Raw genomic sequence first — 13,535 nt, 5'->3', positions numbered from 1 at the left:
GGTCAGCTGACCAGGAAGTTGACGAACTGCCAGGGATCGTCGCGGTCCAGTTCCTCGTCCATCAGTCGCCCGCGGTCCTGCAGCGGGTTCCAGTCGGCATAGAAGCCCGCCACTTCGCCCAGGTAGGGGCGGATGAGATCGAGCATTTCTGCGAAGGGCAGCTCCTCCGGCTCGAGGATGCCGCGCCGCGGATTGGCCATGGCCCACACCACCCCCGCGAGGACCGAAGCGGTCACCTGCAGGCTGGTGGCGCTGTTCTGCGGACAGAGTTCGCGGGCCTCTTCGATGGACAACCGCGAACCGTACCAGTAGGCCTGCCGCTCATGGCCGAGCAGCAGCACGCCCAGTTCGTCGCGGCCGCCGATGATGTCAGCGTCCAGCAGCCGTGCCTGGCGCTGGGGTCGCCAGTTGCGCGCGGCCAGTTCGTGCAGGGAGAGGAGGGCGTCGTTGCAGGGTTGGTAGGCGTAGTGCACCGTGGGTCGGTAGCGCGGATTGCTGCCTGTGCCCAGAGTGAAATAGTCGGCGAGGGAGATCGACTCGCCGTGGCTGATCAGGTAGCCAAGGGTCGGCCCGATCGACGGCGTCCAGCTGCGCACCTGGGTCACCGCGCCGGGCCGCTGCAGGTAGATGGACGCCTGGCAGCCGCTCTCGTGGCGAAGGCCGTCGCTGGGCAAGCGCTGCTCATGGCTGCCCCAACCGAGTTCGGCGGGCTGGCAGGCTTCGCTGATGAAACCGTCGATGGACCAGGTGTTGACGAACTCGTCGTCCACCTTGCGCCGCAACCCCTGCTGGGAATCCCGCTCGGCGATGTGGATGCAGCGCACCGCCAGGCGTTCGGCGAGCGCCGCCCAAGCTTCCCGCTCGGTCGGCGCGGATACCGGCTGGCCCAGGCCGGCGGCCAGGTTCAGCAGTGCCTGCTTGACCAGATGGGATACGAGACCGGGGTTGGCGCCGTGGGTCAGTAGGGCGGTGGGGGCGTCTTCGCCAGGTCGGCGCAGGGCCAGGACGCTTTCGCGCAGGGCCTGGTTGCAGCGCTGGGACAAGGTGCGACGGGGATCGGTATAGCCGCCGGCCCAGGGCTCGATGCAGGTATCCAGGTAGAGCACGCCGCGCTCGCGGCAGAACTCCAGCAGCGCCAGGCTGGAAACATTCACCGAAAGATTGAGCAGGAAGTCCCCGGCATCGAGCAGCGGTGCCAGCTCGTCGCGGTAGTTCGCCGCATCCAGACCGATGCGGCGGAACTGAACCCCCTGCGCCTCGGCAAAGGCCTGGCCGTGCGGGTCAGGACTCAGGACAACCACACGGCGTGGGTCCAGGTCGATATGACGGCGGATCAGCGGCAGCACGCCCTGGCCGATGCAGCCGAAGCCGAGCAGCACCAGGCGGCCTTCGAAACGCTGGAGCAACTGCGAGCTGGACATGGCCTGCATCACCTCGGCTGGGTGGGTTGGAGCCACCTGGGACGAGCGGGGCGCCTCTCCGGATCATAGCCCCGGTCGCGAAAGTCGGCCGGATGGCGCCACTGACGCAAAGGACTCGCTATCGGGTGGCGCCCACGTCGACCGCCAGGTCCTCGGCCAGGCGCAGGTGTTGTTCCAGCTGCGGCAGAGTCTGGATGGCGAAGGCGCGGATATCCTCATCCTCCGAGTTGGCCGCCTGGTGGAACAGCGCCACGCTGGCCTTGTGGGCCACCACCTGGTTGTTCGCATAGGCCTGGTCGAAGGACCTCTCGCCGCGCATCTCGAGGATTTTCTGCTTGGCCCGCGCCATCAGTGTGGGAGTCTCCGGCACCTTGATCCTGCGCTTCTGCGCCAGAGCGGCGAGCTGCCGGTTGGCCGCCGCGTGCTCGGTGACCATCATCTGGGCGAACTCCTTCACCTTGAGCGAGGTGCCCTTTCGCAGCGCCAGCTTGCCGGCTTGGACCTCGGCGATGCCATTTGCCGTGGCCTTGGTCACGAACTCCCGCACGCTGATTTCATCGGCGGCCTGCGCGGTCACGGCCAAGGGAAGCGATCCGAGCAGGGTGAACATCAGGATTCCAATGCTGCGAAACATCTGGCGTCCTCCAGTTCTGAACCTCTCACACGGTAGAAGAGGCGGGAAACGGGAAGTTCCATGCGGCCGGAGTCCGGCCAGCCCCGGCCAGCAGCCTCAGGATCTGCAGCGGGCCTGAAGACGCGCTCCGGCCATCGCCACCTTGCGCTCCCGGCGAGGCTGGTTGGGGATGAAGCTGGGCAGCTCGGAACCATGCTTGAATTGCAACGCCTGGTCGTCCCGCAGCGGGCCCGCTTCCAGGATGAGGTCGCGCCTGATCCTTTCCACCAGGGTTCGCAGGACCGCGCCGTTGCACAGCTCTTCGCGGTCGATCGCCCGGCGCACCAGGCGCTTGCCATGCTGGTCGCGCAATTCCAGTACCAGCGCGCCGTCCGGGCGCTGCTGGAACCGTACCTTGAAGTCGAAGAACGCTTCGGCGAGATACTTTGCTGCAATGGATTGAATGGCTTGCACTGTCCGATCTCCTTTCCGTTCACTTCCGATGGTCCTGGCTATCCGTGCGTCCTTGTCGAGTCGATTGGCCAGGCTGGGTTTCCTTGTTCCCCGGAAGGTGCGGCGCTCCCTGCTCAGTGTCGCTCCGCTGGTTGTTCTTCAAGGCGCACGAATTCACGAGCCGGGCACAGCGGCCCGCTCTGGAACAAGGTTGTGGGGGAACCCGAGGCTTTCGCCGTGCCCGCTTTCACGGTGCAAAAAAACATAGCCAAAATCAGCGTAAATGCGAGAAATTCGTCAAATTAGTGGTGCCAAAACAATGGCATAGCATCCGTTCGTCGGCAGCCATATCGGAGCGATAGCAGAGCGATACTGCGCGAACGGCTCTGCATCGGGCTTTGCCTGATGGCGCTGGGCAAACGCTCGACGGAAGGCCGTTCGCCAGCATTTACGACTGGACTTTCCCTGCTAGGTTTTCAAGTCCGGCTGCTCGATTGGTGAGAGGACTGATAATGAATAATTTGATGCATCGCCAGGTTGAGGACACCCTGAACAGAATGAGCGTCACCTTCCAGTTCGAATGCCTGTGGGGGGACGATGGCAGTTGCTCCATCATCCTCAGCAACCAGCACCTCGCCATACCCCGAACGACAGTGGCCGGCATCCGCCAGCAGGACCTGCTGGACGAAACCAGCACCCAGCGGCTGGCCCTCGAATTGATGGACAAATTGCTGGACGACTGATGGGACGCTCCAGCCTCAAGCGGCGCAGGACGCGAGCCCTGGTCCTGCGCCAACCGCCCCGCAAGGATTCGCGCAGCATCCAGCGCTTCGGCATCTGCATGCTCTTCGGCGTGTTGCTGCTGGGCATCTACGGCCAGTACGCCGGGCGTGGCCCCGGGGACAGCCGGCCGGTGCTACGCCAGCAGGCGCCGGTATTCCACTTCGAGACCCGGGTCGTCCGTGCCCCGGCCAGGGACACGGACGACACCCAGGCCGCCCGGGAAGCGTTCGACAACCGCGGACGCCTGCATTTCTAGCCCCTCGCCGGGCCGCCCGGCAAAAAGTCTGAATCATTCGTCATGGCTTCCAGTCGATTGAGGTAGGTACTCAGCTGGAGAAGCCAGATGATCCGCGACAACCCCCTGCCGCGAGCACCAGACGACGCCGAGGACCGCTCGGTGCGCGAGCTGGACTTCAGTGAAGAGCGTGTCGAGCGCCAGGGCCGCATTGGCGACCAGCGCCCGGCCGGCGAGGTCGAGAAGGAATTCCCGCCGGAGCGCGTGGCCGAGAGCGGCATGACCGGCGGCGAAACCCTGACCGACAGCGAACACGAAGACAACGTCACCCTCGATGACCTCAGCCCCGACACCCTCTACGACCTGACCGGCACCAGTGCGCCGGCCGATGCCGACCTGCGTCGCGTCGACGAGTCCGAGATCGGCGGCGGTATCGGCCTCGATGAAGCCGAGCTGGGGCGCTCCGCCCCGCTGGACGGCAAGCTCTGGACCGACAAGGTTTCGCCCGCGGGCGACGAAGAGGAATGAGCACGCGCGATCGCGCGGGGAGGCTCCATGAACAGTCCCAGGATTGGCTGGACTCCAGCCAAGCGTTTCGGCGTGAAAGTCAGGGTATCCCTGTCCCGCAAGCGTTCACGGCGCCATACCAGGGCGCGTCGGGGAGACCCGGGCGGCAGGGAGGAGTGATCCATGGCTTCGCTCCTTTCCCTGCGTAGGCACCGTTATCCGAGCGCTCCGCAAAGGCTGCCGGGCAGCCGCTTCATCCGCACTCCCAACACGGCCATGGGCTTTTTCCTGCAGAGGATTCGGCCATGAATGACAACCGCTGCGCCTGCCCCAGCTGTACCTGTGTGGTGGACGCCAACGCCCTGATCCGAGACGGCAAGGCCTACTGCTGCGCCGCCTGCGCCGACCGCCACCCGGAAGGCTGCAAGCAATGCCGCGATGCCGAGTGCCGCTGCGGCGATCCCACCGTTCGCGACAAGCCGAAGGAGTCCCAGGTGGACAACGCGCTGGAGGAAACCTTCCCGGCGAGCGATCCGATTTCGCCTTGACCTCCCGGCCCGCACCAGCCCCCGGCTTGACGCGGGCAACGGCATTGACCAGGTAGGTGGGGCACGTGCAGGCCTCTTCACACCGCCAGACCCAAGGTAAAAAAATCCGCCGCAACACCAACCGCGGCGGTTAGGGGAAGGGGATTAGCGGGCTTTGCGCAAGGCCTCGATCAACTCCTGCTTACGCATCTTCGAGCGGCCGGCGATATTGCGTTTGCGTGCCCGGTCCAGGAGTTCGGTCTTGCTCATCGAAGCCAGGGTGCTCCCCGGCCGGGGAACGCCACGCCGGGTCGCCGCGGCGCGGCGGGCAGAAGATTTGCGCGCGGCTCTCTTGGTTTCCGGGCTGGTGCGCTGGCCGGAACCGCCGGCTTTCTCGCCGCCGCCGGATTGCTTGTTCACGGTGGCCCAGGCGCGGGCCTCGGCTTCGCCTTCGGAAACGCCCTTGGCCTCGTAACTTGCCTCTATGTGCTCGGCCTTGCGCTTCTGCTTGTCGGTGTACTTCGCCTTGCTTCCACGTGGCATGGCGTGGTCCTCCTGATTCGTCGTGCGGCCGGACTGTCGCGCGGCCCCTGTTTCGGAAGAAGGCCGGGCCCGGGCGAAGGTTCAGCCCTTCTGATGAACGGGCCTGCCGCCCCTCGCATTGGCCGAACCTCTGCGGCTGGCCTGGCCTCAGAAGTTCATGGGCCCTGTCTCGGAAAGGCCGATGGACTTCAGCGAACGCATCCTGGTAACCCTGCTGAGCGAGTTCTCCGACCTCGGCCAGGTGGAGTACCTGACCCGCGCCATCCTGCGCCTGGGCCTGGCCATACTGCTGGGCGGGCTGCTGGGTTACGAGCGGGAGGTGATGGGCAAGGCCGCGGGCGTCCGCACCCATATGCTGGTGTGCCTGGGCGCCGCGCTCTTCGTCATGGCCCTGGAGCAGGAGGGGGCGGGACACGACGCCATCAGCCGGGTGATCCAGGGCATTGCCGCCGGCATCGGTTTTCTCTGCGCTGGCACCATCCTCAAGGGCCATAGCACCTCGGACGTGAAGGGCCTGACCACCGCCGCCGGGCTCTGGTCCGCCACTGCCATTGGCGTGGCCGTGGGCCTGGGCCGCGAAGCCACCGCCGTGCTCGGCACCCTGATGGCGCTGCTGGTGCTCCACGTGATCCCCCTGCTGGTGGACCCCAGGCCGAACGGCGAGCGGGGCAACGAACCGACCAGCAAGCCGAACGGCAAACAGGACGACGACTCTTAGGCAGCCATCGGCCACCGGTCCAAATCCCTGTGAACTTTTCCCGCCGATCCGCTTTCGGAACTCAAGAGGCCAGCGTTGCCGGGATGCCGCATCCGCCGGCCCGCCGCGCCTGACGGATTCACGAACGAAACGTCTGCCAGGCGTAAAGGAGCCAGGAGCGATGCTTTCGATCCAACAGGCCGAAACCGGCGCCATCCTTGCGGCCCAGCAACCGCGCCTTGCCATCGAGGGAGTGGAACCGGTCGTGGAAGGGGGGCGCTTCGCCGCCAAGTGCCTGAGCCATCAGCCACTGGACATCGGCGCGGTGATCTTCGCCGACGGCCACGACCAGCTGGCCGCCGACCTGCTCTGGCGCAAGGCCGGCGAGGCCGACTGGCAACGCGTGCCCATGCAGGCGCTTGGCAACGACCTCTGGACGGCGCGCCTGGTGCCGGACGCCGTGGGCCGCGCCGAGTTCGCCATCGAAGCCTGGGTGGACCTCTATGCCAGCTACCGTTATGAGCTGTTGAAGAAGTTCGGCGCGGGCGTGCCGGTGCAGCTGGAGCTCAAGGAGGGCGCGCAGCTGATCCAGCGCATTGCCGCCGAGGCGCCGGCGGAACTGGGCGCTGAGCTGGAGCAGCTGATGGACCGGCTGGAGACCCGGCAGGCCGTGGACGAGCAGGTGGCGCTGCTGATCGAGCCGGAGGTGGGCGAGCTGATGCGCCGCGCCGAGCACCGCCCGCATCTGCTGCGCAGCGACAGCTACCCGCTCGATGTGGAGCGTCGCCTGGCCCAGTTCGGCAGCTGGTACGAGCTGTTTCCACGCTCGGAGAGCGGCGACCCGCAGCGCCATGGCACCTTCGCCGATGTCCAGCGGCGCCTGCCCGAAATCGCTGCCATGGGTTTCGACGTGCTCTATTTCCCGCCTATCCACCCCATCGGCAAGACGCACCGCAAGGGCCCCAACAACAGCCTGGTGGCCGGGCCGGACGATCCCGGCAGCCCCTACGCCATCGGCGGCGGGGAGGGCGGTCACGACGCGCTGCACCCGCAGCTGGGCAGCTTCGAGGATTTCCGCGAGCTGGTGAACGCCGCACGGGCGCATAACCTGGAAGTCGCGCTGGATTTCGCCATCCAGTGCTCACACGACCACCCCTGGCTGCGCCAGCATCCCGACTGGTTCAACTGGCGGCCGGACGGCAGCATCCGCCATGCGGAGAACCCACCGAAAAAGTATGAGGACATCGTCAACGTCGACTTCTATGCCGAGGCCGCTATCCCCGGCCTCTGGCTGGCCCTGCGTGACGTGGTGCTGGTCTGGGTGGAGCTGGGCGTCACTCTGTTTCGCGTGGACAACCCCCATACCAAGCCCATGCCGTTCTGGGAGTGGCTGATCGCCGACGTTCGTGGGCGCCACCCGCAAGTGATCTTCCTCTCCGAAGCCTTCACCCGGCCGGCGATGATGGCGCGCCTGGGCAAGCTCGGCTTCAGCCAGAGCTACACCTACTTCACCTGGCGCAATACCAAGGACGAACTGCAGAGCTACCTCACCGAGCTCAACCAGCCGCCCTGGCGCCATTGCTACCGGCCGAACTTCTTCGTCAACACGCCGGACATCAACCCGTTCTTCCTCCATGCTGCGGGACGCCCCGGTTTCCTCATCCGCGCGGCCCTGGCCACCATGGGTTCCGGCCTTTGGGGCATGTACTCGGGCTTCGAGCTGTGCGAGGGGGCGGCGGTGCCGGGCAAGGAGGAGTACCTGGATTCGGAGAAGTACCAGCTGCGCATCCGCGATTACCAGGCACCGGGCAACATCTGTGCGGAGATCTCCCGACTCAATCAGATCCGCCGCGACAATCCGGCGCTGCAGACCCACCTTGGGTTCCAGGCCTACAACGTGTGGAACGACAGGATCCTCTACTTCGGCAAGCGCACCGAGGACCTGGCCAATTTCATCCTGGTCGCCGTCAGCCTCGACCCGGAGCATGCCCAGGAAGCCCACTTCGAGCTGCCGCTCTGGGAGTTCGGCTTGGCCGACGATGCCGACCTCGAGGGCGAGGACCTGATGAACGGTAACCGCTGGGTCTGGCACGGCAAGGTGCAGTGGATGCGTATCGATCCCTGGCATCTGCCGTTCGGCATCTGGCGCATCCGCCCGGTCCGCTGACAAGGAGCACGCCCATGGCCAAGCGCAATGGCGGCAGCGCCTTCCTCAACGACCCGCAGTGGTACAAGGACGCGGTGATCTACCAGGTCCACGTGAAGTCCTACTTCGATGCCAACGACGACGGCATCGGCGACTTCCCCGGCCTGATCGACAAGCTCGACTACATCGCCGACCTGGGGGTCAACACCCTCTGGCTCCTGCCGTTCTACCCCTCGCCTCGGCGCGACGATGGTTACGACATCGCCATCTATCGTGGCGTGCACCCGGATTACGGCAACCTTGCCGACGCCCGCCGCTTCATCGCCGAAGCCCACCGCCGCGGCCTGCGGGTGATCACCGAGCTGGTGATCAACCACACCTCCGACCAGCACCCCTGGTTCCAGCGCGCGCGCCATGCGAAGAAGGGCTCGAAGGCGCGGGACTATTACGTCTGGTCCGACAGCGACGAGAAGTACGCCGGCACCCGGATCATCTTCATCGACAGCGAGAAGTCCAACTGGAGCTGGGACCCGGTCGCCGGCCAGTACTTCTGGCACCGCTTCTATTCCCACCAGCCGGACCTCAACTTCGACAATCCCAAGGTGCTCAACGCCGTGCTCGGGGTGATGCGCTTCTGGCTCGACATGGGGGTGGACGGCCTGCGCCTAGACGCCATTCCCTACCTGATCGAACGCGACGGCACCAACAGCGAGAACCTGCCCGAGACCCACGCCGTGCTCAAGCGCATCCGTGCCGAGCTGGACGCCCGCTACCCCGATCGCATGCTGCTGGCCGAGGCCAACCAGTGGCCCGAGGATACCCATCCCTATTTCGGCGATGACGACGAATGCCACATGGCCTTCCACTTCCCGCTGATGCCGCGCATGTACATGGCCATCGCCCAGGAAGACCGCTTCCCCATCACCGATATCCTGCGCCAGACTCCGGAAATTCCGCCCAGTTGCCAGTGGGCGATCTTCCTGCGCAACCACGATGAGCTGACCCTGGAAATGGTCACCGATGACGAGCGCGACTACCTGTGGAACTACTACGCGGCCGACCGCCGCGCGCGCATCAACCTCGGCATCCGCCGGCGCCTGGCGCCGCTGGTGGCGCGCGACCGGCGCCGCGTCGAGCTGCTCAACAGCCTGCTGCTGTCCATGCCCGGTACCCCGACCCTCTACTACGGCGACGAGATCGGCATGGGCGACAACATCTACCTGGGTGACCGCGACGGCGTGCGCACGCCCATGCAGTGGTCGGTGGACCGTAACGGCGGCTTCTCCCGCGCCGACCCGGCCAGCCTGGTGCTGCCGCCGATCATGGACCCGCTCTACGGTTTCCAGACCATCAATGTCGAAGCCCAGGCCCACGACCCCCACTCGTTGCTCAACTGGATGCGCCGCATGCTCAGCGTGCGCAAGCAGCAGAAGGCCTTCGGCCGCGGCAGCCTGAAGATGCTGGCGCCGAGCAACCGGCGGATCCTCGCCTACCTGCGCGAGTACCAGGACGGCGACGGCCGGGAGGAGAGCATCCTCTGCGTCGCCAACCTCTCCAGCGCGGCCCAGGCGGTGGAACTGGAGCTGGCCGAGTACGACGGTCGGGTGCCGGTGGAAATGCTCGGCGGCGCATCCTTTCCGCCCATCGGTCAGCTGACCTACCTGCTGACGCTGCCGCCCTACGGCTTCTACTGGTTCTACCTGGCCGATGCCTCGCAAATGCCCAGCTGGCACCTGAAACCGGTGGAACGCATGCCCGAACTGCAGACCCTGGTGCTCTCGCGGGACCTCGGCGAGCTGATGGCAGGCAAGGCACGGCAGGCCCTGGAGTTCGAATCCCTGCCGCTGTACCTGCCCAAGCGCCGCTGGTTCCCTGGCGAGCGGCTGCCCGCCGGCAGCGTCCACCTGCTCTATGCCATGCCATTGGGGGAGGGCGCCGATGCGCCCTTGCTGGCCGGGCTGGAGGTGCACGGCGCCCACGGCAGCGAGTTCTACCAGCTGCCGCTGGCAGCGGTGCCCGAGCGTGCCAGCGGCAGCGACCTGCCACAGCAGCTGGCCCTGGCGCGGCTGCGCCGGGGGCGCAAGGTCGAGCTGCTGACCGACGCCTTCAGCCTGCCGCGCTTCAGCCAGGAAGTCCTGACCCACCTGCGTGCGGGGTCGGTCCTGCGCAGTAGCGGCGGCGAACTGCAGTTCCTCCCGGAACCCGCCCTCGCGGACTATCCATTGGCGGCCGATGCCGAGTTCAAGCTGCTGTCGGCGGAGCAGTCCAACAGCTCGGCGCTGATCGGCCACGTGCTGCTGCTGAAGCTGCTGCGTCGCGGCTTCTCGGGCATCCACCCGGAGGTGGAAATGGGGCGTTTCCTCACCCACCATGGCTACAGCCATGTGGCGCCATTCCTCGGCGAAGTGCTGCGGGTGGATGCGGCCGGCCAACCCCATACCCTGATGGTCCTGCAGCGTTACCTCGACAACCAGGGCGACGCCTGGACCTGGACCCTGAACAACCTCGACCGCGCCATTCGCGATGAACTGGCCGGCGGCTCGGCGGCCAGCGACTTCGACGCCCTGGCCGAGCTGAAACTGTTCGCCGGCATGCTCGGCAAGCGCATCGGCGAGATGCACGCGGTACTGGCGCGACCGGTGGACAGCCCGGACTTCGGCTATCGCCCGAGCGGCGAGCAGGACAGTTCCGCCTGGGCCACCGCCATCAGCGCCGAGCTGCGCCAGGCCCTGGAGGCCCTGGCCAAGGCTCGCGAGCGGCTGGCGCCGGACGATGCCGCTTCGGTCGAGTGGCTGCTGGCCGAGGAGGAGGGCTTGCTGCGGGTCATCGGCCGGTTGGCGACCCTGGCAGCCGGCGGCATCCGCATCCGCGTGCATGGCGACCTGCACCTGGGCCAGGTACTGGTGGTGCAGGGCGATGCCTACATCATCGACTTCGAGGGCGAACCCAGCCGCCCTCTGAACGAGCGTCGCCAGCGCCACAGCCCGATGAAGGACGTCGCCGGCATGCTGCGTTCCTTCGACTACGCGGCGGCGGTAGCGCGGCGCAACGCCTGTGGCGCAGATGGCTCGCCGGAATCGCAGAACGCATGCCGCCAGGTGGTCGCCCGCTACCGCGCCGATGCTCGAAGCGCCTTCCTCGACGCCTACCGCCCGGCGGCCAACGGCCTGCCCCACGAATGGCATGGCCGTGAAGGCGAGGGCGCCGCCCTGGCGCTGTTCAGCCTGGAAAAGGCGGCCAATGAAGTCCTCTATGAAAGCCGCCATCGCCCGGACTGGGTCGATGTACCCCTGAACGGGCTGCTGGAGCTGGCCCGTCACCTGCTGGGACACCGCACATGACCGACGAAAGACTGGAACGCCTGCGCCGGGCGGAAGAGGGCGACCCCTTCGACTACCTGGGACCGCAACGGCAGGGAGAGGCCACTCTGGTGCGGGTCTGGCTGCCTGGCGCCGAAGCGGTGGAGCTGCTGGCCGCCGACAGCGGCGCATCACTGGGGGCGATGGTACTTACCGATGCCGACGGGCTCTTCGAGCTGCAGCTGGCCGACTGCCCGGCCTACCGCCTGCGCATCCAGTGGCCCGGCGACCAGCAGGAAACCGAGGACCCTTACGCCTTCGGGCCCCTGCTGGGCGACCTGGACCTATACCTTTTCGCCGAAGGCAATCACCGCGACCTGGGCAGCTGTTTCGGCGCACAGCTGATGGAGCAGGACGGCATTCCCGGCGTGCGCTTCGCGGTCTGGGCGCCGAACGCCCGACGGGTGTCGGTGGTGGGCGAATTCAATCGCTGGGACGGCCGCCGTCATCCCATGCGCCTGCGTTACCCGTCCGGGGTGTGGGAACTGTTCATCCCGCGCCTGGGCGCCGGCGAGCTGTACAAGTACGAAATCCTTGGCGCAGACGGCCTGCTGCCGCTGAAGGCTGACCCGGTCGCCCTGGCCGGGGAGATGCCGCCGGCCACCAGTTCGCGGGTGGTGGAGCCCCTGGCGTTCGACTGGCAGGACCAGGACTGGATGGCCCAGCGCGCCAGGCACCAGGCCCAAGACCAGCCGCTGGCGATCTACGAGCTACACCCCGGCTCCTGGCAACGGGTCGACGAACGTCCGCCGAGCTGGGCGGAACTGGCGGAACGGCTGATCCCCTATATCCGTGACCTCGGCTTCAGCCATATCGAACTGATGCCGATCATGGAGTACCCCTTTGGCGGTTCCTGGGGCTATCAGCCGCTGTCGCTGTTCGCCCCTACAGCACGCCATGGCACCCCGGCGGACTTCGCCGCCTTCGTCGACGCCTGCCACTGTGCGGGCATCGGCGTGATCCTCGACTGGGTGCCGGCGCACTTTCCCACCGACGAACACGGCCTAGGACGTTTCGACGGCACCGCGCTCTACGAGTACGCGCACCCCTTCGAGGGCTTCCACCAGGATTGGGACACGTTCATCTATAACCTCGGCCGCACCGAGGTGCACGGCTTCATGCTGGCTTCGGCGCTGCACTGGCTGCGGGTCTACCACGTGGACGGGCTGCGCGTGGATGCGGTGGCCTCGATGCTCTACCGCGACTACTCGCGCAAGGACGACGAATGGATACCCAACCGCCATGGCGGGCGGGAGAACCTGGAGGCCATCGAATTCCTCCGCCACCTCAATGAAGTGGTGCATGCCGAAGCGTCCGGAGCCCTGGTGATCGCCGAGGAATCCACCGCCTGGCCGGGGGTCAGCCACCCGACGGGCGAGGGCGGGCTGGGCTTCGCCTACAAGTGGAACATGGGCTGGATGCACGACAGCCTGGGCTATATCCAGAAGGAACCCATCCACCGCAAGCACCATCACCACCAGCTGACCTTCGGCCTGCTCTATGCCTTTTCCGAGCATTTCATCCTGCCGATCTCCCATGACGAAGTGGTGCACGGCAAGGGCTCGCTGCTGGGCAGGATGCCCGGCGACCGTTGGCAGCAGTTCGCCAACCTGCGCCTGTACCTGGCCTTCATGTGGACCCACCCGGGCAAGAAGCTGCTGTTCATGGGCTGCGAGTTCGGCCAGTGGCGCGAATGGGACCACGACCAGCAGCTGGACTGGTATTTGCTGCGCTACCCGGAACACGCCGCCGTGCTGGGCCTGGTGCGCGAGCTGAACCGCCTCTATCGCAATGAGCCGGCCCTGCACCGGCGCGACGACCGCGCGGAGGGCTTCCAGTGGCTGATCGGCGACGACCAGCACAACAGCGTATTCGCCTGGTTGCGTCATGCCGAAGGTGCAGCGCCGTTGCTGGTGGTGCACAACTTCACCCCCGAGCCACGGCCCGGCTATCGCGTCGGCGTGCCCCGCGCGGGCCTCTGGAAAGTGTTGCTGAACACGGACGATGAAAGTTTCACCGGCTCCAATGCCGGCTCGAGGGGCACCCTGGCCAGCGAAGCCATCGACGTCCACGGTGAAGCCCAGTCAGTCAGCCTCGACCTGCCGCCCCTGGGCACGCTGATCCTGCGTCCGGAAGGCACATTCCCCTAGGTTGCTTTACCTGTGGGGGCGAATTCATTCGCCAAGGGCGGCAAAGCTGCCCCCGTGGCACCCACAAGAGAACGCCAGGCTTGGGAGCTGGGCTGTTGGGC

The 13,535-nt window shown here is 66.5% G+C and carries 12 protein-coding genes; 8 read left to right on the top strand and 4 right to left on the bottom strand.

Annotation, left to right across the window (positions count from 1 at the left end; all coding sequences use genetic code 11):
• Positions 1–2: 2 nt before the first annotated feature.
• The 3 genes from E8F11_RS20275 to E8F11_RS20265 all read right to left on the bottom strand — a co-directional run bounded on the left by E8F11_RS20275 (position 3) and on the right by E8F11_RS20265 (position 2,508).
• Positions 3–1,421, bottom strand: a complete 1,419-nt coding sequence (locus E8F11_RS20275) for a saccharopine dehydrogenase NADP-binding domain-containing protein (protein WP_280290668.1) — start codon at positions 1,419–1,421, stop codon at positions 3–5.
• A gap of 118 nt (positions 1,422–1,539) precedes the next feature.
• The gene (locus E8F11_RS20270) at positions 1,540–2,055 is read right to left on the bottom strand and encodes a DUF4142 domain-containing protein (RefSeq protein WP_280290667.1); all 516 of its coding nucleotides are present in this window, start codon (positions 2,053–2,055) and stop codon (positions 1,540–1,542) included.
• A gap of 96 nt (positions 2,056–2,151) precedes the next feature.
• On the bottom strand, positions 2,152–2,508 hold the full coding sequence (locus tag E8F11_RS20265) for a DUF3509 domain-containing protein (protein WP_280290666.1): 357 nt from the start codon (positions 2,506–2,508) through the stop codon (positions 2,152–2,154).
• 503 nt (positions 2,509–3,011) lie between these two features.
• Here E8F11_RS20265 and E8F11_RS20260 point away from each other — a divergent pair.
• The 4 genes from E8F11_RS20260 to E8F11_RS20245 all read left to right on the top strand — a co-directional run bounded on the left by E8F11_RS20260 (position 3,012) and on the right by E8F11_RS20245 (position 4,560).
• Positions 3,012–3,230, top strand: a complete 219-nt coding sequence (locus E8F11_RS20260; protein WP_280290665.1) for a hypothetical protein — start codon at positions 3,012–3,014, stop codon at positions 3,228–3,230.
• Positions 3,230–3,526, top strand: a complete 297-nt coding sequence (locus E8F11_RS20255) for a hypothetical protein (RefSeq protein ID WP_280290664.1) — start codon at positions 3,230–3,232, stop codon at positions 3,524–3,526. The genes E8F11_RS20260 and E8F11_RS20255 overlap by 1 nt, the downstream gene beginning before the upstream one ends.
• A gap of 87 nt (positions 3,527–3,613) precedes the next feature.
• Positions 3,614–4,033, top strand: a complete 420-nt coding sequence (locus tag E8F11_RS20250; protein ID WP_280290663.1) for a phosphotransferase system, HPr-related protein — start codon at positions 3,614–3,616, stop codon at positions 4,031–4,033.
• A 284-nt stretch (positions 4,034–4,317) separates the two neighbouring features.
• Positions 4,318–4,560, top strand: coding sequence for a metallothionein (locus E8F11_RS20245; protein ID WP_280290662.1), 243 nt, complete (start codon positions 4,318–4,320; stop codon positions 4,558–4,560).
• A gap of 144 nt (positions 4,561–4,704) precedes the next feature.
• Here the strand turns inward: E8F11_RS20245 and E8F11_RS20240 are convergent, their stop codons facing one another.
• The gene (locus tag E8F11_RS20240; protein ID WP_280290661.1) at positions 4,705–5,082 is read right to left on the bottom strand and encodes a Rho termination factor N-terminal domain-containing protein; all 378 of its coding nucleotides are present in this window, start codon (positions 5,080–5,082) and stop codon (positions 4,705–4,707) included.
• 181 nt (positions 5,083–5,263) lie between these two features.
• On the opposite strand from E8F11_RS20240, the gene E8F11_RS20235 reads away from it, so the two are divergent.
• From E8F11_RS20235 to glgB, 4 genes are all read left to right on the top strand, one after another.
• Entirely contained in the window at positions 5,264–5,800 is a 537-nt protein-coding gene (locus tag E8F11_RS20235; RefSeq protein ID WP_280290660.1) for an MgtC/SapB family protein, read from the top strand.
• A 160-nt stretch (positions 5,801–5,960) separates the two neighbouring features.
• Positions 5,961–7,946, top strand: coding sequence for an alpha-1,4-glucan--maltose-1-phosphate maltosyltransferase (locus E8F11_RS20230; RefSeq protein WP_280290659.1), 1,986 nt, complete (start codon positions 5,961–5,963; stop codon positions 7,944–7,946).
• Positions 7,947–7,960: 14 nt separating this feature from the next.
• A complete protein-coding gene (treS, locus tag E8F11_RS20225; RefSeq protein ID WP_280290657.1) occupies positions 7,961–11,266 on the top strand; it encodes a maltose alpha-D-glucosyltransferase in 3,306 nt (1,101 codons plus the stop codon).
• Complete coding sequence (gene glgB / locus E8F11_RS20220) at positions 11,263–13,434, top strand: 1,4-alpha-glucan branching protein GlgB (protein WP_280290656.1); 2,172 nt, start codon at positions 11,263–11,265, stop codon at positions 13,432–13,434. Before treS ends, glgB begins: the two co-directional genes overlap by 4 nt.
• Positions 13,435–13,535 lie beyond the last annotated feature (101 nt).

Origin of the sequence: Pseudomonas sp. BN417 (assembly GCF_029871205.1) — a bacterium.
Classification (GTDB): domain Bacteria; phylum Pseudomonadota; class Gammaproteobacteria; order Pseudomonadales; family Pseudomonadaceae; genus Metapseudomonas.
This window is presented reverse-complemented; position numbering and strand designations above follow the sequence as displayed.

Bases quoted from the DNA above. Each gene is read 5' to 3' on its own strand.
- E8F11_RS20275 (WP_280290668.1), bottom strand. From the start codon at position 1,421: ATGTCCAGCTCGCAGTTGCTCCAGCGTTTCGAAGGCCGCCTGGTGCTG.
- E8F11_RS20270 (WP_280290667.1), bottom strand. From the start codon at position 2,055: ATGTTTCGCAGCATTGGAATCCTGATGTTCACCCTGCTCGGATCGCTT.
- E8F11_RS20260 (WP_280290665.1), top strand. From the start codon at position 3,012: ATGCATCGCCAGGTTGAGGACACCCTGAACAGAATGAGCGTCACCTTC.
- E8F11_RS20255 (WP_280290664.1), top strand. From the start codon at position 3,230: ATGGGACGCTCCAGCCTCAAGCGGCGCAGGACGCGAGCCCTGGTCCTG.
- E8F11_RS20250 (WP_280290663.1), top strand. From the start codon at position 3,614: ATGATCCGCGACAACCCCCTGCCGCGAGCACCAGACGACGCCGAGGAC.
- E8F11_RS20245 (WP_280290662.1), top strand. From the start codon at position 4,318: ATGAATGACAACCGCTGCGCCTGCCCCAGCTGTACCTGTGTGGTGGAC.
- E8F11_RS20240 (WP_280290661.1), bottom strand. From the start codon at position 5,082: ATGCCACGTGGAAGCAAGGCGAAGTACACCGACAAGCAGAAGCGCAAG.
- E8F11_RS20235 (WP_280290660.1), top strand. From the start codon at position 5,264: ATGGACTTCAGCGAACGCATCCTGGTAACCCTGCTGAGCGAGTTCTCC.
- E8F11_RS20230 (WP_280290659.1), top strand. From the start codon at position 5,961: ATGCTTTCGATCCAACAGGCCGAAACCGGCGCCATCCTTGCGGCCCAG.
- treS (WP_280290657.1), top strand. From the start codon at position 7,961: ATGGCCAAGCGCAATGGCGGCAGCGCCTTCCTCAACGACCCGCAGTGG.
- glgB (WP_280290656.1), top strand. From the start codon at position 11,263: ATGACCGACGAAAGACTGGAACGCCTGCGCCGGGCGGAAGAGGGCGAC.